This window comes from Pseudomonas sp. Ors-4-3C (genome assembly GCF_055755035.1).
In genome coordinates, this window is record NZ_CM146900.1 from 2,663,702 (window position 1) to 2,686,308 (window position 22,607).

Sequence of the window (22,607 nt, forward strand, 5' to 3'; positions counted from 1 at the left end):
GAGCGCCCAAGGATTACTCGATTTCACGCACCAGCAACACCCGCGTCACCCGCCGCTCCTCCACCGCCATCACGGTCATCTGCCAGCCCTCGCACTGCAATCGATCGCCAATCATCGGCAAGCGGTCCAGCAGGCTCATCACCAACCCGGCCAGCGTTTGGTAATCCTCTGTTGGCTGCGCACCAAACCCGGTACGTTGGCGAACACGAGTCAGGTTCAACGCACCGTTGACGATGAACCCGCCCTGCTCTTCGATCACATCCGGACCTTCGATTTCGCTGGCATCGGGCAGTTCGCCGGCAATCGATTCGAGGATATCGGTCATGGTCAACACGCCGACGAAGTCACCGAACTCGTTGACCACGAAGGCGATGTGAGTCGACGCCGCACGCATCTGCTCCAGCGCATTGAGGATCGAATAGCTGTCGAGCAGGTTGATGGTCTTGCGCGCCAAGTGCTCCAGGTTCGGCTCGGCACCGGCCAGGTATTCCTTGAGCAGTTCCTTCTTGTGCACGAAGCCCAAGGGCTCATCCACCGCGCCGTTGCGAATCAGCGGCAGACGTGAATACGACGAGTGCATCAATTTTGTGCGAATCGTCTCGGCGTCGTCGGCCAGATCGATGGTGTCGACGTCGGCGCGCACGGTCATCAAGTTCCGAATCGGACGCTCGGCCAGTTGCAGCACGCCACTGATCATCACCCGCTCGCGGCGGTCGAACAGCTCCGCACTCGGTGCTTCGCCGTCATCCAGCAGGTCAGAGATTTCCTCGCCGACCTCCTCCGCCTCCAGCTTGCGCCCGCCCAGCAGACGCATCACCGCATGGGCCGTACGCTCACGTATGGGGCGCAGGCCTTGCATCGAACGTTTGCGCCGCGCCCGGGCAATCTGGTTGAACACCTCGATCAGGATCGAGAAACCAATCGCCGCGTACAGATAGCCTTTCGGGATGTGGAAGCCCAGGCCTTCGGCCGTCAGGGCAAAACCGATCATCATCAGGAAGCCCAGACACAGCATGATCACCGTCGGGTGCGCGTTGACGAAGCGGGTCAACGGCTTGCTGGCGACGATCATCAGACCGATGGAGATGATCACCGCGATCATCATCACCGCCAGTTCATCCACCATGCCGACGGCGGTGATGACCGCGTCCAGCGAGAACACCGCGTCGAGCACCACGATCTGCGCGACGATTGGCCAGAACAGCGCGTAAGCGGCGTTGCTCGAGCGCTGGCCGACGTGGCCTTCGAGTCGTTCGTGCAGCTCCATCGTCGCCTTGAACAGCAGGAACACACCACCGAACAGCATGATCAGGTCACGGCCGGAGAAGCTCTTGCCGAACACCTCGAACAACGGCTGCGTGAGGGTGACCAGCCAGGAAATACTCGCCAACAGGCCCAGGCGCATGATCAGCGCCAGCGACAGGCCGATGATCCGCGCGCGATCGCGCTGATGCGGCGGCAGTTTGTCCGCCAGGATTGCGATGAACACCAGGTTGTCGATACCCAGCACCAGTTCCAGCACGATCAAAGTCAACAAGCCTAACCAGGCCGTGGGATCCGCTAACCATTCCATAAAATGTCTTGATCTCTCGTCAGTGAATTCAGGCTGCCGGGCACGGCAAAGTGCAACGCGAAGGCTCTGATGCCGCGTTGTCAACGATAGTCGGGAGTCGGAAAACCGGATGCTGCGAGTGCGTCAAGACCGCGCCATGGCGCGAGGAGAAAGTACGACTGGGAGGCTCCGAGAGGGTGTTCATGCAAATCCTGAATGAAAAATGGCCTTGGAGCGTACAGGCTCAGGGCACATTTTCTACAGCGGCAAATCATTTCAAAATCTGTAAGAGCACAAGAAATGTGTTTTTCCTGTTGGCCCTTTCGCGAGCAAGCCCGCTCCCACAGGGGTTATTCGTCGGACGCAAGTTCTGAGTTCAAAGAGGGGCCAATGTGGGAGCGGGCTTGCTCGCGAAGGGGTCATCAAACACGCCACATCATCGCCCGGCAAAACGCAACCGCGACAACTGCCGCAAATCCCCTTCCACGTAATAATCGTTGGTCCAGCTGTCATCCACCGCCAACGGACTCACCTGCTTGAGCTCGAGTTTTTTCGCGAAATAGCGAAAGCGGTAATGCTCATAGAAACGCAGCAACTCCAGGCCATAGCGGTCAGCCAGATCGGTGTCGCCACGAATGATCAGGAAGTTCTCGTCATTGCCGTTACTGGCTGATGTACTGAGGTTGTGACTGCCGCTGATGATCGTCGGCGCATCGGTGGTGAAGTCGGTGACTACGGCTTTGGTGTGCACCAGCAGGTTTCCCTTCTGGCCTTTCATGCTTTCCTTGAGCCAGCCTTCCAGCCCGGTATTGAGTAATGCCGTGGCGGCGAATTCGGCTGTGCGGTCGGCATGAAACCCGGTGATGCTGCTCGCGGTGTTTTGCAGACCGTAACGCAGGATGTCGTCATGCGGTTTGCCGAGTAGCGCGTTGAGAATCATGTCCGGCAGGGTAAAAGCCGTGACGAACAACACGTCCTTTTTGGCCGCCTCGATGATCTCGACGAACTCACGCAAATCGCCACCACCGCTGCGTGGCGAGAACCCGGCAAACAGCGGCTGCGTTGGGTCCATCGGGTTATGTTGAGTAATCCAGGTACGCGTCGCGCCGACATCGGTGGGGTTGGCCCAGACTTCTTCGAAGGTTTGCAAATAACGCGTGGCGATCGTCACGTCGTCGAGCGTATGCACCACGTTGGCCTGGCGATACACGCCATTGGCAGTGAAATTGGTACTGCCGCACAGCACCGCCTGCGGTTGGCGCTGCCCGCTGCCATCGACCCGGCTGAGGACAATAAATTTATCGTGGAAGATCTCATGAGTGACGCGAGCGCGCTTGTTTGCCGCCGGCAACTTCGCCAGGTTCGCTTCGTTCAGGGCGGTATCGGAATCATCAGGTCGAGCGTGGTACAGCACACGCACTTGAACCCCGCGGGCGAACGCCGCGTTCACCGCATCGATGATCGCCTGCAACTGATACTCGTAGATCGCGATATCCAGCGCCCAATTGGCGTCGACAGCGCGCTCGATGTACCCGAGCAAACGCTCCAGCAGGCCGTTCTCCAGCCACAGTCGTGCCGCATCGGGCCAGGCTTCGATGGGCAGGTTCTTGTTGGCGCTGATCTGCGCGTCGAGCTCGGGAAACTTGCGCTGGAAGGCCTGACTGGCGGCCACGGCGCGGTTGAAGATCACGCTTTGGTTGGCCGGATGACCATCGTCACTGGTGATGCTCAGCTCCAGCGACTCGCCCAGTTGCGGTGCATCCGCCGTGCCGTAGGCCAGATGCACGCGATAGTGCATCGTTGTCCCCGGATCCACCGCGTAATCGGCCCAGCGGAATTTCTGCAAAGGGGCCTTATCGCTGGGTGTGGCGTGATACTGGGGGAAAGTGTGAGCCTTGCCGGGAAACGTCAGGCTGTTGAACAGAAACAACCACGGCTTGGCACCCTGCTGCTTCTCGATGGCGAAGCCGAGCAGGCCTTTGCGTCGGGGCTCGGCCAGATCCATGGCGAGCAACACGCCGTTGGTGCCGGCATAGGCTTTGACGCGAAAATCGTCCTGAGGATTGGCGACCAGTACCCGCATGATTCACTCCTTGTGATTGGGCTGGGGTGGAGCATAGAGCAGCGCTGCAAGTTTTGATGAAATCCGTTTGAACCGAGGTGACCTCTTCGCGAGCAAGCCCGCTCCCACAGGTCAAGCAGCGTTCACATTCCTTGTGGGAGCGGGCTTGCTCGCGAAGAGGCCGCTCAGGCATCACAGATCATCAATGTGCCGATAATCCGCATTCAGCGCCGCCGCTAATTCCCGCGCCCGTGCCAATCGGATGGGCCCGCGCTCAATGTCGATCAACAATCCCGGACACTCCAGCGCCGGCATCGACGGCAAGGCTTTCAAACGCCCATCCGTGACCACCAGCAAGCGCTGCTGCTCGGCCGGAAAACGCTTTTGCCGCTGCACCAGCCACTGCTGCGCCTGCGCCAACGCCGCCACCAATGGTGTGCCGCCGCCAGCGCCCAACGCCTCCAGCCAGGTGCGCAAGCCACTCGACGCCTTCAAACCCTGAACCTGCCATTTCGGCGTGGTACCGCTGGCGGTCAACAGTGCCAGTCGTGCCCGTTGCCGATAAGCGTCATCGAACAATTGTGCGAGCAGGCCTTTGGCATCACTTAATGCCTGATGCCGACGCGTCGAAGCCGACGCATCGACGATCACCAGCCACAACTCATGGGGAGAACGAGTGCGCAACTGGAACTGCAAGTCGTCACGGGTTTGCGGGCGGCCGTTGAGCAGCGTCCCCGGCCAGTTCACCAGGCCACTGCGCGCGGGGTGGCGCTTGCCCTGGCGTCCGTGATCGAGGCGTCCGGCGCGGGGTCTGGCATTCGCCCCCGCGTCGGATCGGGGACGAATGCCGGTTACTTTTTTGGCCAGCTCGGCACTTCGCGGCGGGCACCGGTGGCCAGTGCCGGGGCGGGCATGTCGCCCCACTGCCCCTGGCCGTCGCTTGGTTCGGCTTGGGGATTGGATGAGTTCTGCGCGGGAGGCTGCGGGCTGGACGAAGACGATTCACGACGGCGATGACGCAGGGCAAATTCCGCCACCGCGTCGATGTCTTGCTCGGCAATTGCTGCAGCACCGCGCCACGCCGCGTGAGCACGGGCGGCGCGCAGCCAGACCAGATCGGCACGCAAGCCATCGACGCCGGCCGCAAAGCAACGCTCGGTGATGCTCGCCAACGCATCGTCGTCCAGCGGAATGCTCGCCAAGGCGATGCGCGCCTGTTCGCAGCGTTCGCGCAGCGCTTGCTGCTGTGCTTCCCACTGCGCGCAGAACGCCTGTGGATCGCTGTCGAAATCCAGTCGGCGGCGGATAATCTGCCCGCGTTCGGTCGGCGCGGTGTGGCCGCTGAGGGCGACGTTCAGGCCGAAACGATCAAGAAGTTGAGGCCGCAATTCGCCCTCTTCCGGGTTCATCGTGCCGATCAAGACGAACCGCGCCGAATGCCGATGGGAGATGCCGTCGCGTTCGATCAGGTTGGTGCCGCTGGCCGCCACATCAAGCAGCAGATCCACCAGATGGTCGGGCAGCAAATTCACTTCATCGACGTAGAGCACACCGCCGTCAGCCTTGGCCAATACACCGGGAGAAAACTGCGCACGGCCTGCGCTCAGCGCCGCGTCGAGATCGAGGGTGCCGACCAGACGCTCTTCGGTAGCGCCCAGCGGCAGCGTGACGAACTGCCCGCTCGCCAGCAGATCGGCGAGGCCACGGGCCAGGGTCGATTTGGCCATGCCGCGCGGGCCTTCGATCAGCACGCCACCGATTTTTGGGTCGATGGCGGTGAGGTACAGCGCGAGTTTCAGGTCATCGGCGCCGACCACGGCGGAGAGCGGGAAATGCGGGGTGTCGGACATCTTCAATACTCGGTCATGGTCGGAGTGAATGCATTTCAATGTAGGAGTGAGCCTGCTCGCGATAGCGGTGTGTCAGCGACAAATAGGTTTGCTGATACACCGCTATCGCGAGCAGGCTCACTCCTACAAGGTATTGTGGTGTGTCAGGTGTCTTCTTCTATATCCAGCAGCAGGTTTTCCAGGGCCTCTTTGTAGGCCCCGGGTTCCTGCCACATCCCGCGCTGCTGCGCTTCCAGCATGCGCTCGGTCATGTCGCGCAGCGCATGCGGATTGTGTTCGCGAACAAAATCCCGGGTCGCCGGATCGAGCAAATAAGCGTCGGCCAGCAACGCGTACTGATGATCGTCAATCAGCTGCGTGGTGGCATCGAAGGCGAACAGGTTATCGACCGTCGCCGCCAACTCGAACACGCCTTTATAACCGTGGCGTTTGACCCCGTCGATCCATTTTGGATTGGCCGCCCGCGAGCGGATCACCCGGTTCAGTTCTTCTTTCAGGGTGCGGATTTTCGGCAGATCCGGCTGGCTGTGATCGCCGTGATAACTGGCCGCCGCTTCCCCGCGCAGGGTTTCCACCGCCGCGAGCATGCCGCCCTGAAACTGGTAATAGTCGTTGGAGTCGAGCAGGTCATGCTCGCGATTGTCCTGGTTCTGTAGCACCGCCTGCACCTGGCTCAGACGCTGGACGAACTGCTCGCGGGCGGCGGTGCCTTCGTCAGCACCGCCGTAAGCGTAGGCGCCCCAGTTCAGGTAGACCTCGGCCAGATCCTCGCGGGTCTGCCACAGGCGCCCGTCGATCGCGCCTTGCACACCGGCGCCGTAAGCCCCGGGCTTGGCGCCGAAGATCCGCCAGCCGGCCTGGCGCCGCGCCGCATCGGCATCCAGCCCGGACTGCAGCAGCGCTTCACGCTCGGCGCGCACTTTCGCCGCCAGCGGATTGAGGTCATCCGGTTCGTCCAGCGCCGCCACCGCTTGCACGGCCGCGTCGAACAGGCGAATCAGGTTGGCAAAGGCATCGCGGAAGAAGCCCGAGACCCGCAGTGTGACATCGACCCGTGGCCGGTCGAGCAGGCTCAGCGGCAGAATCTCGAAGTCATCGACGCGCTGACTGCCGGTGGCCCACACCGGACGCACGCCCATCAGCGCCATGGCCTGAGCGATGTCGTCACCGCCGGTACGCATGGTCGCAGTGCCCCACACCGACAGACCGAGCTGACGCAGGTGATCGCCGTGATCCTGCAAGTGGCGCTCAAGGATCAACGTGGCGGACTGGAAACCGATGCGCCACGCGGTGGTGGTCGGCAGGTTGCGCACGTCCACCGAGTAGAAGTTGCGCCCGGTGGGCAACACGTCGAGACGGCCACGGCTGGGTGCGCCACTTGGGCCGGCGGGGACAAAGCGACCGCCGAGGGCGTCGAGCAGACCACGCATTTCAGCGGGACCGCAGGCGTCGAGGCGTGGGGCGACGACTTCGCGCAGGTTATCAATGATTGCCCTCACTTCAGCCCAACACGCCCCTTGTGGGAGCGAGCTTGCTCGCGAAAGCGTCGTGTCAGTCGTCATTGATATACCTGACCCACCGCTTTCGCGAGCAAGCTCGCTCCCACAGGGGATTTGTAGTGTTTGGGAAATCAGTTGGGTGGCGAACAGTTCAAGCCGTTCGCGGGTGTCGCCGGCGCTGCGCCAGACTTCGTCGCTGACGTTTTGCAGCGCTATCGGACGTGGGCCGTTCCAGGAATCGGCAAGCGCACAATCCAGCGGATCAAAGTCCAATTCAAACGCCTTGGCCAACGCCCGCAGCAAACTCGACTGCGCGCCCTTGCCGTCGCCACGCGGAATGCGCAGCAAGGCCAGCAACGTATCGATGCGCAAACGTCCGGTCGGCGACTCGCCGAAAATGTGCAGGCCATCGCGAATCTGCGATTCCTTCAGGTCACACAAATAAGTGTCCAGACGCGGCAGCCAGATCGCTGCATCGGCGTCGCTGTCCAGACCGGCGTCGAGTTGCAGTTCGCGGTCGATCTGCGTTTCGCGCACCAGTTGCAGAATGTCGCGCTGCAGCTCGCGGGCGCGACGCGGATCGAGCAGTTGCGCCTCGTAATATTCGTCGGCCAGCAGCTCCAGATTGCGCAACGGGCCGTAGGTTTCGGCGCGGGTCAGCGGCGGCATCAGGTGGTCGATGATCACCGCTTGCGTACGCCGTTTGGCCTGGGCGCCCTCGCCCGGGTCATTGACGATAAACGGATAGATGTTCGGCAGCGGCCCGAGCAATGCGTCCGGCCAGCAATTCTCCGAAAGCCCCACGCCCTTGCCCGGCAGCCATTCGAGGTTGCCGTGCTTGCCGACGTGAATCACCGCGTGGGCACCGTAGGTGTTGCGCAGCCAGAAATAGAACGCCAGATAGCCGTGCGGTGGCACCAGATCCGGGTCGTGATACACCGCGCTCGGATCGACCTGATAACCGCGCGCCGGTTGAATGCCGACGAAGGTCAGGCCAAAACGCAGACCGGCGATCATCATCCGTCCGTCGCGACACATCGGGTCATTTTGCGGCGCGCCCCAGCGTTCCAGCACTGCCGCGCGATTGGCTTCCGGCAGCGCGTTGAACATCGCCAGATAGGCGTCCATCGCCAGGCTTTGCTGGCACGGACGCAGGTCGATGCTGTCGAGATCGTTGCTGACGCCGCCGAGCAATTGCTGGATCAACGCGGTGCCGCTGTCCGGCAACTCAGCCGCCAGCGGAAAACCTTCCGCCTGCAACGCCCGCAGGATATTCAACGCTGCCGCTGGTGTGTCGAGACCGACGCCATTGCCGATCCGACCATCGCGGGTCGGGTAGTTGGCGAGGATCAGCGCGATGCGTTTTTCCGCGTTCGGCAGCCGCGCCAGATCGCTCCAGCGCCGGGCCAGTTCGGCGACGAAATCCATACGTTCGGGTTGCGCCCGGTAGCAGACCACGTCGGACTGGCTGCGCTCACTGCGCCAGGCCAGATCCTTGAAGCTGATCGGCCGGCTGATGATGCGTCCATCAAGTTCCGGCAAGGCGATGTGCATCGTCAGATCCCGTGGCCCGAGGCCCTGCTCGCTGTCGCGCCAGCCCGGTTCGTTGTCCTGAGCGCAGATCGCCTGAATCACCGGAATATTGCGCCGGAACGGCCGCAGGTGCGGGGCTTCCGGGCTGGATTGCGCGAAGCCGGTGGTGTTGAGAATCACCGCCGCCTCGACCTCATCCAGCCAGTCCTCGACCACCGACAGGCAGCCGGGTTCTTTCAGGCTGGCAACCGCGATCGGCAACGGATTGAGCCCCGCTGCCTGCAAGCGCTGGCAGAACACGTCAATGAACGCGGTGTTCGCCGCTTGCAAATGCGATCGATAAAACAAAACCGCCGCGACCGGTTGACCGGGCAGCCATTCGGCTTGCCAGTCGCTCAGTGCGGCGGTGTTTTTCTGTGGGTGGTAAATCGCCGTACGCGGCAGCGCTTGCGGCTCGCCCCAGGCGTAATCCCGCGCCAGCCAGCGGTTGGCCAGACAACGAAAGAAATCCAGCGCATTGCCCATGCCGCCCTGACGCAGGAACTGCCAGAGGCGGTCGCGATCTTCGGCGGGCACGGTGCTCAGGTCGCTGAGTTCCGGGTCGGGACGATCATCACCGGGCACCAGAATCACCTGCACGCCGCGCTCGGACAATTCCACCAGACGCTCGACGCCGTAACGCCAATAGGCGATGCCGCCGTGCAGCGAAATCAGAATGACCTTGGCGTGACGCAACACCTCATCGACATACAGATCGACCGAGGCGTGATTCTGCACCTGCATCGGATTGGCCAGGCGCAGACTCGGGTAATCCTCAGGCAGTTGCTGCGCCGCTTCGGCGAGCAGCGCCAGGCTGGAATCGCCGCTGCACAGGATCACCAGCTCGGCGGGGGTTTGTCCAAGGTCGGCAATGTTGTCATCCGACACGAAACCGCCGGGCTGGGTCCTGAGCAGGTGCATGGCTTAAACGCTGAGCGCGGCGCGCAGTTGCGCTTCGAGTTGCGCAGCGTCGAGTTCCTGACCAATCAGCACCAGACGGGTGACGCGCGCTTCGTCAGCACACCACTGGCGGTCGAAGTGCTTGTCGAAACGCGTGCCTACGCCTTGAATCAACAGGCGCATCGGCTTGTTCGGAATCGCCGCGAAGCCCTTCACGCGCAGGATGCCGTGCTTGACCACCAGTTGCGTTAGCGCGTCGAGCAGCAGGCTTTCGTCGGCTTGCGGCAGTTCGATCGAGATCGAATCGAAGGCGTCGTGATCGTGGTCATCGTGATCGTCATCACCGTCGTGGTGGTGGTCGTGATGGCTGTGGCGGCTGTCGATGTGTTCTTCAGAGCCGGCGCCGAGGCCGATCAGCACGTCCAGCGGCAGGCGACCGTTGCTGGCTTCGATGATTTTTACCGCGGGCGGCAGTTCTTCGGCGACTTCAGCGCGAACGCGAGCCAGATCTTCCGCGCTGGTCTGGTCGGCCTTGTTGAGGATCACCAGGTCGGCGCTGGCCAGTTGGTCGGCGAACAACTCATGAAGTGGCGATTCGTGATCGAGGTTCGGATCGAGTTTGCGCTGGGCATCGACCTGATCCGGGAACGCGGCGAAGGTGCCGGCGGCCACGGCCGGGCTGTCGACCACGGTGATCACCGCGTCAACCGTGCAGGCGCTGCGAATTTCCGGCCACTGGAAAGCTTGCACCAGCGGTTTTGGCAGGGCCAGACCGGACGTTTCGATCAGGATGTGGTCGAGATCACCGCGACGGGCGACCAGCTCACGCATCACCGGGAAGAACTCTTCCTGGACCGTGCAGCACAGGCAGCCGTTGGCCAGTTCATAGACGCGGCCGGTGGCTTCTTCTTCGGTGCAGCCGATGGTGCATTGCTTGAGGATTTCACCGTCGATGCCCAGTTCGCCGAACTCGTTGACGATCACGGCGATGCGACGGCCCTGAGCGTTGTCGAGCATGTGCCGCAGCAAGGTGGTTTTGCCCGAGCCGAGAAAACCGGTGACGATGGTGACGGGGAGTTTGGCCAATGTTTTCATCGGATGCCCTTTGGCAAGGTGGCGGGCATACGGGACGAGATCCGCTGCGAACGTGCGCGCGGAAGAATTCGCCACCGGATCACCCCGCCCGGTTGTAGTGAGAAATCTGTCACGAGGCAGGTCTCCTGGCTGACGGTGTTCAGGCCTTGGGCCCGGCATTCGCTGCGCCTTCCCGCTGGCTCTGTGGATTGAGCTGGCAGTGGCGTGGCAACGAACTTCACCGTTCACAGTTGCGGGGGCAGCCGCGGCTTTGACCGCGTTCCCTTCTTAGCTTCGGCGTGGGCCGAAGAACCTCGAAAGCGCAAGGCTACGCATGGCTTGAGGATGGGTCAATGTTTGGATTGGGGGCATATCCGTTGCTGCGGGGGTTGCTGATTACGGTTTCGCCGTTGCGGCGGGTCACTTTTGCCAGACTTCGGGTTAAGGGGTATGGTTTTTTTGGATTGGGGGCATATCCGTTTCTGCGGGTGTCGCCGCTGGCGGTTTCGCTCTTACAGCGAGTCACCTTTTCCAAACGCCGAAAAGGTAACCCAAAAGGCTTTGCCCCGGCGTACGGCACTTCGCTGAGGCTCAGTGTTGCCTCGCTACGGTGTCCATCCGGGGGCATCGCCTCCGGTTTGCTTCGCTGCACCTCCTCTCGATGGATGCGGCTTCGCCGCATGGCGCTGCGCGCCTATCCCCCGGATGGACACCTTCGCTCGGCCTGCCGAAGGGGCTGAAGATCAAAAGCCAAAGCCAAAGCCAAAGCCAAAGCCAAAGCCAAAGCCAAAGCCAAAGCCAAAGCCAAAGCCAAAGCAGATCAAAAGATCACAGCCTTCGGCAGTTCCTGCATGGCATTGGATGCATTCAGTTAGAAATTGGTCGGCTGGTAGGCCGCCTTCGCGAGCAAGCCCGCTCCCACAGTTGGGCCGGGTGCATCCGCAAGAAATTGGTCGGCTGTCAGGCCGCCATCGCCAGCAGGCTGGCTCCTACAATTCAGAGAGCGTACCCCCCATGCGGCGAAGCCGCCCCACTCAACACAATGAGCGTTAGCTCGAGTAAAGCTTTTGATCTCAGGGCCCGTCGGCAGGCTGAGTGGAGGGGTTTATCCGGGGGTGGGAGCGCAGCGACCGTTTGGCGCAGCCAAACACAGCGAGAGGAGGTGCAGCGAAGCAAACCGTAGGCGCTGCCCCCCGGATGAATCCCGGAGCGAAGGAACCCGAGCCTAAGCGAGGGCCGAACGTCAGGGCATAGACCTTTTGGTTACTTTTGGGGCGTTTGCCAAAAGTGACCCGCCGTAAGGGCGGAACCCTAAGTGGCCGTTACCGCAGAAACGGATATACCCACCCCACTCAATTGACTCAAATCCCCAACCCATGCTCTCCTACACAACTTGTTACGGGTGCCCTTCACAGGGTGAAACGGGAAACCGGTGAATCATGTGCTTTACTCAAAGCCATGTCAGTCCGGTGCTGCCCCCGCAACGGTAAGCGAGCGAAGCGTCGAATCCACTGTGCCGTACGGCATGGGAAGGTGACGCTTGCAGGTCGGCCTGACGCCAACCCCTCGTGAGCCCGGAGACCGGCCCGCAACACACAGTGCGCATTTTGCGTCGCTGAACATAACAAACCCGCGGTGGGCGGGCGCTGTTCGAACCTCTGCGTGCCCGACTCGCAGGGGTTTTCATGCGCTCTATCAACCCGCTGACACTCCAGAGGGAAGCGCCATGTCAATCATCAGCAGCACCGGCAGCAACACCGACAAAATCTCCAGCACCGCCACGTTGAGCCAACGCCTGACCGCCGCCATTTTCGCTTCGATCCTCGGCGCCAGCCTCGTGTACTTCGCCGGCTTCTCGCACATCGAAGCGGTGCACAACGCCGCTCACGATACCCGCCACAGCGCTGCGTTCCCGTGCCACTGAGACCTGCCGACATGATCAAGCGTATTGCGCAAACCGCAGGCTTCACCGGTCTGCTGGCCGCCCTGCTGCTGACCCTGCTGCAAAGCTTCTGGGTCTCGCCACTGATTCTGCAGGCCGAAACCTTCGAGAAATCCGAACCGGTGGCCGTTCACGAACACGCCGCCGGCACAGCCGCACACACTCACGACGCCGAAGCCTGGGAGCCGGAAAACGGCTGGCAGCGCGTGGTCTCGACCACCGGCGGCAATCTGGTGGTGGCGGTCGGTTTCGCCCTGATGCTCGCGGGTCTATACACCCTGCGCGCACCGACCAAAACCTCGCAGGGCTTGCTCTGGGGCCTGGCCGGTTACGCGACCTTCGTCCTCGCGCCGACTCTGGGCCTGCCGCCTGAACTGCCGGGCACCGCGGCGGCCGATCTGGCTTCGCGGCAAACGTGGTGGATCGGCACCGCCGCCTCCACCGCTGTCGGCCTGGCCTTGATCGTGTTCAGCCGTCACTGGCTGATGAAACTGCTGGGCGTGGCGATTCTTGCCGTGCCGCACGTGATTGGCGCACCGCAACCGGAAGTGCACTCGATGCTCGCCCCGGAAGCACTGGAAGCCCAGTTCAAAATCGCTTCACAGTTGACCAACGTGGCGTTCTGGCTGGCCCTGGGCCTGATCAGCGCCTGGTTGTTCCGCCGCAAAAGCGCTGGTCAATACCACGCATGACCGATGACCGCGCAGCGCCGACCTTCGTGGTCGGCCTGGGCTGCCAGCGCGGCTGCCCGGCCAGTACGCTGCGCGCGTTACTCGATCAGGCATTACAGGCACATCGCATCGAACTCGAAGCGGTCAAGGCATTGGCCAGCATCGATTTGAAGCGCGATGAGCCCGGTTTGCAGGAATTGGCCGCGCAACTGGCCTTGCCGCTGTTGTATTTCAGCAGCGACGAATTGGCCAGTTACCAGCAGCGGCTAAGCCATCATTCACAGATCGCCTACGAGCGCACCGGTTGCTATGGCGTCGCGGAAAGTGCCGCGCTGGCCCTCGCCGAGCAGTTGATCCAGGCTCCGGCAAAACTCCTGATTTCCCGGCAGAAATACGCTCAGGCGACACTGGCATTGGCCGGCGCTGCGTAAAATCCCGATAATCCCCCTGTTTGATCATGAGCAATCTTCATCTGAAGCGTTGCCCTGCCCCGTTTTTCACAGGACTTCTTCATGACCGTCTACTTCATCGGCGCCGGCCCCGGCGACCCGGAATTGATCACCGTCAAAGGCCAGCGGCTGATCCGCAGTTGCCCGGTGATCATCTACGCAGGCTCGCTGGTCCCGGCCGCCGTGCTGGAGGGGCATCAGGCCGAAACCGTGATCAACAGCGCCGAATTGCATCTGGAGCAGATCATTGATTTGATCAAAACTGCCCATGCCAAGGGCCAGGATGTGGCGCGGGTGCATTCGGGTGATCCAAGCCTGTATGGCGCGATTGGCGAGCAGATTCGTTATCTGCGCGAATTGCAGATTCCGTTCGAGATCATTCCCGGCGTGACGGCTACGGCTGCTTGCGCAGCGTTGCTGGGCGCGGAACTGACGCTGCCGGACGTTTCGCAGAGCGTGATTCTGACTCGTTACGCCGATAAAACTGCGATGCCGGCGGGTGAGGAACTGAGCAGTCTGGCGCAGCATGGCGCGACCATGGCGATTCACCTGGGGGTCAATCATCTGCAGAAGATCATTGGCGAACTGCAGCCACATTACGGCGCGGATTGCCCGATTGCGGTGATTCACCGGGCGACATGGCCGGATCAGGATTGGGTGCTAGGGACGCTGGAGGATATTGCCGCGAAGGTTGCGGCCAAGGGGTTTCGGCGTACGGCGTTGATTCTGGTTGGACGGGTGTTGGGGAGTGAGGTGTTTGGCGAATCGTCGCTTTATCGCGCGGGGCATGCGCACCTGTACAGGCCCTGAAAGCAATTGTGGCGAGGGAGCTTGCTCCCGCCGGATCGCGGAGCGATCCCAAAACCGGACAACCCATTCATCACGGGTAAATGCATTGTCCGATTTGTGACTGCTTCGCAGTCAAGCGGGACGGTGCGGCGATCCGACAAGCTCCCTCGCCACAGCGCCGTTTTTCATGTTCGCAGTGAACACCTTACTCAGTAGTAGGCGTTTTCTTTCTGCGTGTGGTCGGTCACGTCGCGAACACCTTTGAGCTCTGGGATACGCTCGAGCAAGGTGCGTTCGATGCCTTCCTTCAGGGTCACGTCGGCCTGGCCGCAGCCTTGGCAGCCGCCGCCGAACTGCAGCACGGCGATGCCGTCCTCAACCACATCGATCAGGCTGACCTGACCGCCGTGGCTGGCCAGCCCCGGGTTGATTTCGGTTTGCAGGTAGTAGTTGATGCGCTCGTTGACCGGGCTGTCGGCGTTGACCATCGGTACTTTGGCGTTTGGCGCCTTGATGGTCAGCTGGCCGCCCATGCGGTCGGTGGCGTAATCGACGACGGCATCGTCGAGGAACGCTTCGCTGAACGAGTCGATGTAAGCGGTGAAGCTTTTCAGCCCCAGCGCGGTATCTTCAGGTTTTTCTTCGCCCGGCTTGCAGTAGGCAATGCAGGTTTCGGCGTACTGGGTGCCAGGCTGGGTGATGAAGACGCGGATGCCGATGCCCGGGGTGTTCTGCTTGGAGAGCAGATCGGCCAGGTAATCGTGGGCGGCGTCGGTAATGGTAATAGCGGTCATGGAAACTCCTCGCAGGCTTGGGCGCAGTTTACGCCAATCATCGCGCGGCACAAAGTCCTAGTATTTTTGTCGGGAAAGCTCGGCAGCTGATTGACCGACAGGTTCGCGATCAATCCGCGCTTTAAGCCACTGATAGCTGCGTTTTTCCACCCATTCGTAACTCAGCCACGAGCCCACACCGATGGCCAGAGCACAGACAACGAACATCAGATACGGGTTGATCCCGTAGCGCCGCGCAATAAAACCACCCGCCGACAGCACCAGTACGTGCATCAGGTACACCGAATAGGAACAGTCACCGAGCCATTTCATCACCCGGCTGCGCTCGACGTAGCGTTCCAGTGCGATACAGGACATCACCAGCACCGCGCTCGGCACGCCCCAGTTCAACAGCCTTGGCGCTGGCGCCAGGTGATAGATCGCCATCATCGCAGCACCAATCGCCACCAGCGGCAGCCACAGCCCCGCGCCGATCCAGCCCCGGCGATACAGCACGCCAATGCCGATCCCCAGCAAAAACTCGTAAACGATGTCCGAACGGTAGAACTCATTGAGCCAGCCGAACGCCTGGCACGCCGAAAACAGCAACGCGGCGACCACCAGCAAGCGCAACTGCCAGCGGAACACCAGCGCGCATGCAAACAACACATAAAAGAACATTTCGTAGTTGAGCGTCCAGCCGACATTCAGCGTCGGATAAATCCCGTAGCCGCCGGGGTTTTGCGCAGGGATGAATAACAACGACGCGAGGAAATGCGCCCAATCCACCGTCTGATCCGGCAACATCGGCCGGGCGAACACCACCAGCAACGCCATCAGCAGCGTGTACAGCCAATACGCCGGGACAATGCGAAACAGCCGATAGAGCAGAAACCGCGCCGGGGGCAACGCTTTGCTTTCGGTAGACAGGAAGATCACCAGCCCGCTGATGACGAAAAAGATATCGACGCCGACTGCGCCTTTGTCGATGAAGAACTGTCCGACCGGGCCGCGCGCCTTGAAATCGAAGAAAATCTGCATGAAGTGGTGGCAGACCACGGTCCACGCGGCAAGCGCCCGCAGGGCCTGCACTGAAATCAACATGATCGGCTCCTGTCCACAACTCTCAAAACCACCGCCGATCCCTTGTAGGAGTGAGACTGCTCGCGATGACGGCATGTCAGGCGACAACCATTCTGAATGGACTCACGCCATCGCGAGCAAGCTCACTCCTACAGGGAATGTGCGGTGTTGCTTAGAGTTGGGACAGCAGACCAGCCCCAAACGATCAAAGATTCTCGTAGCGGTTCATGTCCAGCACGCCCTCTTCCACCGGATCGGTTTCGTGGAGGTATTGGCTCAGGTCGTGGAAATAGAACCAGAATTGCGGATGACTGCGACGAATCCCCCAGCGTTCGACGATTTTCTCGAAGCGCTCAGCATCCTTGGCGGTTTCCATGGCATCGACAAACTCCGGTACTTGCTCGGCCGGAATGTTGAAGATGAAGTTCGGATAGCTGCTGAGCACGCCCGGATAGAGGGTCAAGGTGTCCAGCCCCGGTTGATAGCGCAGCGATTCCCCCAGCAGGAACGCCACGTTACTGTGCGCGCGATTGCGCAGCAGGCTGTACATCTCGCGTTTCCCGCTGCGGGTTTCGATGCGCAGCATGGTCGCTTCCGGCAACTGGTCGATGACCTTCAAACCGGCGGCCGGACGTGACGTCAGGCGACTCAGCGCCTGCTCGGCATTTTGCAGGGCCGGGTCGATATTCGGCCGCGAGCAGTAGGCGCCGTCACAGCGGTTGATCGGATCGGGCCGCGCATTCAGATCGCCGTAACGCGCCAGCAACTGCATGGCGAAGTCGTATTTCGGGTCCTTCGGATCGAGTTTCAGCGCGGTCGGCTTGTCGTCATCGATGGCTTCGTAGTCGAGCCACATCTTGAACTGGCCGCTGCTCTGATACCAATCGTCGAGGTAGTCTTCGCGGGAATCGGCCGGCATCAGGCGCAGGAAGTTCTGTTCGGCGCCGTTGCGGATCAGGTCGAAATACAGGCGGGTCTGCGCCTGATGGGAAACGTTGCCGAACACATCGAAGTTGACCGCCAACTGGTAATAGGTGCGCTCCAGCAGCGGATAGTCGAACAGCCACATCGTCTGTGGCACTTCGCCGATCAGGCCTTTGGTCACCGAGGCACTGTCGAAGTGACGGAAAATGCTCAGCAGCGCGTTGTCGTTGCCGGCCCACAGCGTCGACCAGCTCGGCGCCGGTAAATCGGCGTAGCTGTCGCGACGCAGCGCTTCGTACTTGTTTCGTTTGTCGCGGTAGTTGTGCCACAGACTCAGGACGCTGCCGACGTCATCGTTCTGACCTGGCATCGCCAGCAGCGGCGTGGCCTGGCCGCGATAGACCGGGTCGGTGATGTACAGGTCGTGTTCCGGCGCCTGAAACAGCGCCCAGAAGTTGTCGCGGATCACGTCCGTCGCAATCTGCCCACGGCACACCGGCCCACGAATGAAGGTGCGTACGAAGTATTCGGCGTTATCGAGCATGAACTGGTAGCGCGCCTGCGCCGGAATCGCCTCAAAGGTGGCAAACGGGTTGGCCCGACTCTGCGGGCCGTAACCCGGCAACGCACTGACCTGCCAGTTGCCGCTGTAGAACAGGCTCTTGACCCGCGCCATCTTCGCCGCGCTCAGCGGATAGGTGATGTGGGTCTTGTGCACGATCACCCCTTGCACCGGCCACAAACGGTAGTAAACCTGAGTGCCCGGGTCGTCATTCGGGCGACGGGTGGCGATCAGATCGATCGGCTGGCCGCTCGGCGTGCGCGAACGCACCCACTGGAAGTAATGCCCAGGCTCACCGTTCTTGAAATAGAGGTGCGCGAGGAACCAGTGTTCGAACAACCAACGCCCAACCAGGCTTTCCCGCGCCCCCGGCTGGTTGAGCAGGTTTTCCCACTGGACGATTTGCAGCGCTTCTTTGGCGCTCGGCACCAGACCTTGCTCGTCGATCGGCGCACCGGATGCCAGCCAGCGTTGCAGGGTCTGGTATTGCTGATCGGTCAGGCCGGTCACCGCCAGCGGCATGCCTTCTTTCGGATGGGCGCCGGCATAGCCTGCAAACTCGGCGGGCATCGCACACATGTTTTCCCGTTGCAGGCCGAGGACGATGTCTTCCGGCAGTTTGGCGTTGGGCGTCAGCGGGGTTTTGTGACCCAGTTCCAGCATCCGCGCCATCAATGCGGCCTGACTGCCTTGGGCATCAAGTACCGAATAGAAGCCTTTCTGCTGCCAGGCACGTTTGCCGAAGGCGTCGTAGAACAATCGAGTGGTCGGCGCGGCTTGAGTACGCTCGCCATCGTAGACCGGCATCTTGCTCGCGCCCCGCCCTGCACCTTCGCCGCTGCCCAGATTGAGCTGGCAGGCAGAGTCGTAGCAGGCATGGCAAGCCACACACTTCTCGGTGAAGATTGGCTGAATATCTCGGGTATAAGAGATCGCGGGCTCTTGCGCAACGGCGCCCCAGCTTAAAAACAGCATGAAAATGCTGATGACGCGGTACGACATGCCCATGATCCCGATCGTGAAAAAAACGCCGCGATTCTACAGTATGACGCCCGTACCAACATGAGCGATATTCATGCAAAACCACCACACGCTCCAAAACCACACAGGTTTGTTATGATCCCGGCCCTTCGTCATGGTCTTTTCGAGTAGTCCCAATGTCCGATCGCAGCGTCCGCCTTCAAGCTCTCAAGCAAGCCCTCAAAGAGCGCATCCTGATTCTCGACGGCGGCATGGGCACGATGATCCAGAGCTACAAGCTCGAAGAACAGGATTATCGCGGCAAACGCTTCGCTGACTGGCCGAGTGACGTCAAGGGCAACAACGACCTGTTGGTGATCACCCGTCCGGACGTGATCGGCGGCATCGAGAAGGCTTATCTGGATGCGGGCGCCGACATTCTGGAAACCAACACCTTCAACGCCACGCGCATTTCCATGGCCGACTACGGCATGGAAGAGCTGGCGTACGAATTAAACGTAGAAGGCGCACGACTGGCGCGCAAGGTGGCCGACGCCAAGACCGCCGAGAACCCGGACAAGCCGCGCTTCGTCGCCGGCGTGCTCGGCCCTACCAGCCGCACCTGCTCGCTGTCGCCTGACGTAAACAACCCCGGCTACCGCAACGTCACCTTTGATGAACTAGTGGAGAACTACACCGAGGCCACCAAGGGCCTGATCGAGGGCGGCGTCGACCTGATCCTGATCGAAACCATCTTCGACACGCTCAACGCCAAAGCCGCAATCTTCGCTGTGCAAGGCGTGTTCGAAGAGCTGCACATCGAACTGCCGATCATGATTTCCGGGACCATCACCGATGCATCCGGCCGCACCCTGTCCGGCCAGACCACCGAAGCGTTCTGGAACTCCGTGGCCCACGCCAAGCCAATTTCGGTCGGCCTCAACTGCGCCCTCGGCGCCAGTGAGCTACGCCCATACCTGGAAGAGCTGTCGAACAAAGCCAGCACCCACGTTTCGGCGCACCCGAACGCCGGTCTGCCGAACGAATTCGGCGAGTACGACGAGTTGCCGGTGGACACCGCCAAGGTCATCGAAGAATTCGCCCAGAGCGGTTTCCTCAACATCGTCGGCGGTTGCTGCGGCACCACCCCGGGCCACATCGAAGCCATCGCCAAGGCCGTGGCGGGTTACGCACCGCGGCAGATTCCGGACATCCCCAAGGCCTGCCGCCTGTCGGGCCTGGAGCCGTTCACCATCGATCGCAGCTCGCTGTTCGTCAACGTCGGCGAGCGCACCAATATCACTGGTTCCGCCAAATTCGCCCGTCTGATCCGTGAAGACAACTACACCGAAGCCCTGGAAGTCGCCCTGCAGCAGGTCGAAGCCGGCGCGCAGGTGATCGACATCAACATGGACGAAGGCATGCTCGATTCGAAGAAGGCCATGGTGACCTTCCTCAATCTGATCGCCGGTGAACCGGACATCTCGCGCGTCCCGATCATGATCGACTCCTCGAAGTGGGAAGTGATCGAAGCCGGCCTCAAGTGCATTCAGGGCAAGGGCATCGTCAACTCGATCAGCATGAAAGAAGGCGTCGAGCAGTTCATCCATCACGCCAAACTGTGCAAACGCTACGGCGCGGCGGTGGTGGTGATGGCGTTCGACGAGGCCGGCCAGGCCGACACCGAAGCGCGCAAGAAAGAAATCTGCAAACGCTCCTACGACATTCTGGTCAACGAAGTCGGCTTCCCGCCGGAAGACATCATCTTCGACCCGAACATCTTCGCCGTGGCCACCGGCATCGAAGAACACAACAACTACGCTGTGGACTTCATCAACGCCTGTGCCTACATCCGCGACGAACTGCCGTATGCGCTGAGTTCCGGCGGCGTGTCCAACGTGTCGTTCTCGTTCCGTGGCAACAACCCGGTGCGCGAGGCGATTCACTCGGTGTTCCTGCTGTACGCGATCCGCGCCGGCCTGACCATGGGTATCGTCAACGCCGGTCAGCTGGAGATCTACGATCAGATCCCGCAGGAGCTGCGTGACGCTGTCGAAGACGTGATCCTCAACCGCACGCCGGAAGGCACCGACGCCCTCCTCGCCATCGCCGACAAGTACAAGGGCGACGGCAGCGTCAAGGAAGCCGAGACCGAAGAGTGGCGCAGCTGGGACGTCAACAAGCGTCTGGAGCACGCGCTGGTCAAGGGCATCACCACGCACATCGTCGAAGACACCGAAGAGTCGCGCCAGTCGTTCGCCCGCCCGATCGAAGTGATCGAAGGCCCGCTGATGTCCGGCATGAACATCGTCGGCGACCTGTTCGGCGCCGGCAAAATGTTCCTGCCGCAGGTGGTGAAATCCGCACGCGTGATGAAACAGGCCGTAGCGCATCTGATTCCGTTCATCGAACTGGAAAAAGGCGACAAGCCGGAAGCCAAGGGCAAGATCCTGATGGCCACAGTCAAAGGCGACGTGCACGACATCGGCAAGAACATCGTCGGCGTGGTACTGGGCTGTAACGGCTATGACATCGTCGACCTCGGCGTGATGGTCCCGGCGGAAAAGATCCTCCAGGTCGCCAAGGAAGAAAAGTGCGACATCATCGGCCTGTCCGGTCTGATTACCCCGTCGCTGGACGAGATGGTCCACGTGGCCCGCGAAATGCAGCGTCAGGATTTCCATCTGCCGCTGATGATCGGTGGCGCGACCACCTCCAAGGCGCACACCGCGGTGAAGATCGAGCCGAAGTACAGCAACGATGCGGTGGTCTACGTCACCGACGCCTCGCGCGCGGTCGGCGTGGCGACGCAGTTGCTGTCCAAGGAACTCAAGGCCGGTTTCGTCGAGAAGACCCGTCTGGAATACGTCGATGTGCGTGAGCGCACCGCCAACCGCAGCGCCCGGACCGAGCGCCTGAGCTACGCGGCGGCGATTGCCAAGAAGCCGCAGTTCGACTGGGCCAACTACGCGCCGGTCAAACCGACTTTCACCGGCACCCGGGTGCTGGACAACATCGACCTCAATGTTCTGGCCGAGTACATCGACTGGACGCCGTTCTTCATTTCCTGGGATCTGGCCGGCAAGTTCCCGCGCATCCTCGAAGACGAAGTGGTCGGTGAAGCGGCCACCGCGCTGTACAAGGACGCGCGGGAAATGCTCACCAAGCTGATCGACGAGAAGCTGATCAGCGCCCGTGCGGTATTCGGTTTCTGGCCGGCCAATCAGGTGCATGACGACGACATCGAACTGTACGGCGATGACGGCAAGCCAATGGCACGCCTGCATCACCTGCGTCAGCAGATCATCAAGACCGACGGCAAGCCGAACTTCTCGCTGGCCGACTTCGTCGCCCCGAAAGACAGCGAAGTGACCGACTACGTCGGTGGTTTCATCACCACCGCCGGCATCGGCGCCGAAGAAGTCGCCAAGGCCTATCAGGACGCTGGCGACGACTACAACTCGATCATGGTCAAGGCACTGGCCGACCGCCTGGCCGAAGCCTGCGCCGAGTGGCTGCACCAGCAAGTGCGCAAAGAGCACTGGGGTTACGCCAAGGACGAAGTGCTGGACAACGACGCGCTGATCAAAGAGCAGTACTCCGGTATCCGTCCGGCACCGGGTTATCCGGCCTGCCCGGATCACACCGAGAAGGCCACGCTGTTCACCCTGCTCGACCCCGAGGCCAGCGAAATGCGTGCCGGGCGCAGCGGCGTGTTCCTCACCGAACACTACGCGATGTTCCCGGCAGCCGCGGTCAGCGGTTGGTACTTCGCCCATCCGCAGGCGCAATATTTCGCCGTGGGCAAGGTCGACAAGGACCAAGTGCAGAGCTACACCTCGCGCAAAGGTCAGGAACTGAGCGTGACCGAGCGCTGGCTGGCGCCTAACCTCGGTTACGACGAGTGATCGGCCGGTCAATCCCCGGGGGTGCCGGGGATTGACC

General features: G+C 61.4%; 14 protein-coding genes and 2 riboswitches. Of the genes, 5 read left to right on the forward strand and 9 right to left on the reverse strand.

All coding sequences use genetic code 11. From position 1 onward, the window contains the following. Positions 1 to 13: 13 nt before the first annotated feature. From ACVHNU_RS11910 to cobW, 6 genes are all read right to left on the reverse strand, one after another. Positions 14 to 1,573, reverse strand: coding sequence for a TerC family protein (locus ACVHNU_RS11910; protein WP_473019814.1), 1,560 nt, complete (start codon positions 1,571 to 1,573; stop codon positions 14 to 16). A gap of 415 nt (positions 1,574 to 1,988) precedes the next feature. Next, positions 1,989 to 3,635, reverse strand: coding sequence for a phospholipase D-like domain-containing protein (locus tag ACVHNU_RS11915; RefSeq protein ID WP_473019815.1), 1,647 nt, complete (start codon positions 3,633 to 3,635; stop codon positions 1,989 to 1,991). Between the two features lie 171 nt (positions 3,636 to 3,806). Beyond that, complete coding sequence (locus tag ACVHNU_RS11920; RefSeq protein WP_473019816.1) at positions 3,807 to 4,361, reverse strand: vWA domain-containing protein; 555 nt, start codon at positions 4,359 to 4,361, stop codon at positions 3,807 to 3,809. A 104-nt stretch (positions 4,362 to 4,465) separates the two neighbouring features. Next, complete coding sequence (locus ACVHNU_RS11925) at positions 4,466 to 5,464, reverse strand: magnesium chelatase ATPase subunit I (protein WP_473019817.1); 999 nt, start codon at positions 5,462 to 5,464, stop codon at positions 4,466 to 4,468. A gap of 143 nt (positions 5,465 to 5,607) precedes the next feature. After that, a complete protein-coding gene (cobN, locus tag ACVHNU_RS11930) occupies positions 5,608 to 9,456 on the reverse strand; it encodes a cobaltochelatase subunit CobN (RefSeq protein ID WP_473019818.1) in 3,849 nt (1,282 codons plus the stop codon). Positions 9,457 to 9,459: 3 nt separating this feature from the next. Further along, positions 9,460 to 10,530, reverse strand: coding sequence for a cobalamin biosynthesis protein CobW (gene cobW / locus ACVHNU_RS11935; protein WP_473019819.1), 1,071 nt, complete (start codon positions 10,528 to 10,530; stop codon positions 9,460 to 9,462). A gap of 98 nt (positions 10,531 to 10,628) precedes the next feature. Next, positions 10,629 to 10,841: riboswitch (cobalamin riboswitch) on the reverse strand. A 1,051-nt stretch (positions 10,842 to 11,892) separates the two neighbouring features. Next, positions 11,893 to 12,113, forward strand: a riboswitch (cobalamin riboswitch). A 122-nt stretch (positions 12,114 to 12,235) separates the two neighbouring features. Between cobW and ACVHNU_RS11940 the strand changes: the two genes are divergently transcribed. The 4 genes from ACVHNU_RS11940 to cobM all read left to right on the forward strand — a co-directional run bounded on the left by ACVHNU_RS11940 (position 12,236) and on the right by cobM (position 14,381). Continuing rightward, the gene (locus tag ACVHNU_RS11940; RefSeq protein ID WP_003225486.1) at positions 12,236 to 12,433 is read left to right on the forward strand and encodes a CbtB domain-containing protein; all 198 of its coding nucleotides are present in this window, start codon (positions 12,236 to 12,238) and stop codon (positions 12,431 to 12,433) included. An 11-nt stretch (positions 12,434 to 12,444) separates the two neighbouring features. Continuing rightward, positions 12,445 to 13,143, forward strand: a complete 699-nt coding sequence (locus tag ACVHNU_RS11945) for a CbtA family protein (protein WP_003225489.1) — start codon at positions 12,445 to 12,447, stop codon at positions 13,141 to 13,143. After that, the gene (locus ACVHNU_RS11950; protein WP_003225490.1) at positions 13,140 to 13,553 is read left to right on the forward strand and encodes a cobalamin biosynthesis protein; all 414 of its coding nucleotides are present in this window, start codon (positions 13,140 to 13,142) and stop codon (positions 13,551 to 13,553) included. The genes ACVHNU_RS11945 and ACVHNU_RS11950 overlap by 4 nt, the downstream gene beginning before the upstream one ends. An 81-nt stretch (positions 13,554 to 13,634) precedes the next feature. Then, positions 13,635 to 14,381: a precorrin-4 C(11)-methyltransferase gene (cobM, locus tag ACVHNU_RS11955; protein WP_473019820.1), complete on the forward strand. Its 747-nt coding sequence runs from the start codon at positions 13,635 to 13,637 to the stop codon at positions 14,379 to 14,381. 188 nt (positions 14,382 to 14,569) lie between these two features. Here the strand turns inward: cobM and nfuA are convergent, their stop codons facing one another. The 3 genes from nfuA to ACVHNU_RS11970 all read right to left on the reverse strand — a co-directional run bounded on the left by nfuA (position 14,570) and on the right by ACVHNU_RS11970 (position 18,704). Continuing rightward, positions 14,570 to 15,154: a Fe-S biogenesis protein NfuA gene (nfuA, locus tag ACVHNU_RS11960; RefSeq protein ID WP_003225494.1), complete on the reverse strand. Its 585-nt coding sequence runs from the start codon at positions 15,152 to 15,154 to the stop codon at positions 14,570 to 14,572. 57 nt (positions 15,155 to 15,211) lie between these two features. Further along, positions 15,212 to 16,237 carry an acyltransferase family protein gene (locus ACVHNU_RS11965; protein WP_473019821.1) on the reverse strand — a complete coding sequence of 342 codons (1,026 nt, stop codon included), beginning with the start codon at positions 16,235 to 16,237 and terminating at the stop codon, positions 15,212 to 15,214. A 184-nt stretch (positions 16,238 to 16,421) separates the two neighbouring features. After that, on the reverse strand, positions 16,422 to 18,704 hold the full coding sequence (locus ACVHNU_RS11970; protein ID WP_473019822.1) for a fatty acid cis/trans isomerase: 2,283 nt from the start codon (positions 18,702 to 18,704) through the stop codon (positions 16,422 to 16,424). 155 nt (positions 18,705 to 18,859) lie between these two features. Here ACVHNU_RS11970 and metH point away from each other — a divergent pair, with 155 nt between their 5' ends. Next, a complete protein-coding gene (metH, locus tag ACVHNU_RS11975) occupies positions 18,860 to 22,570 on the forward strand; it encodes a methionine synthase (protein ID WP_473019823.1) in 3,711 nt (1,236 codons plus the stop codon). Positions 22,571 to 22,607: the final 37 nt, after the last annotated feature.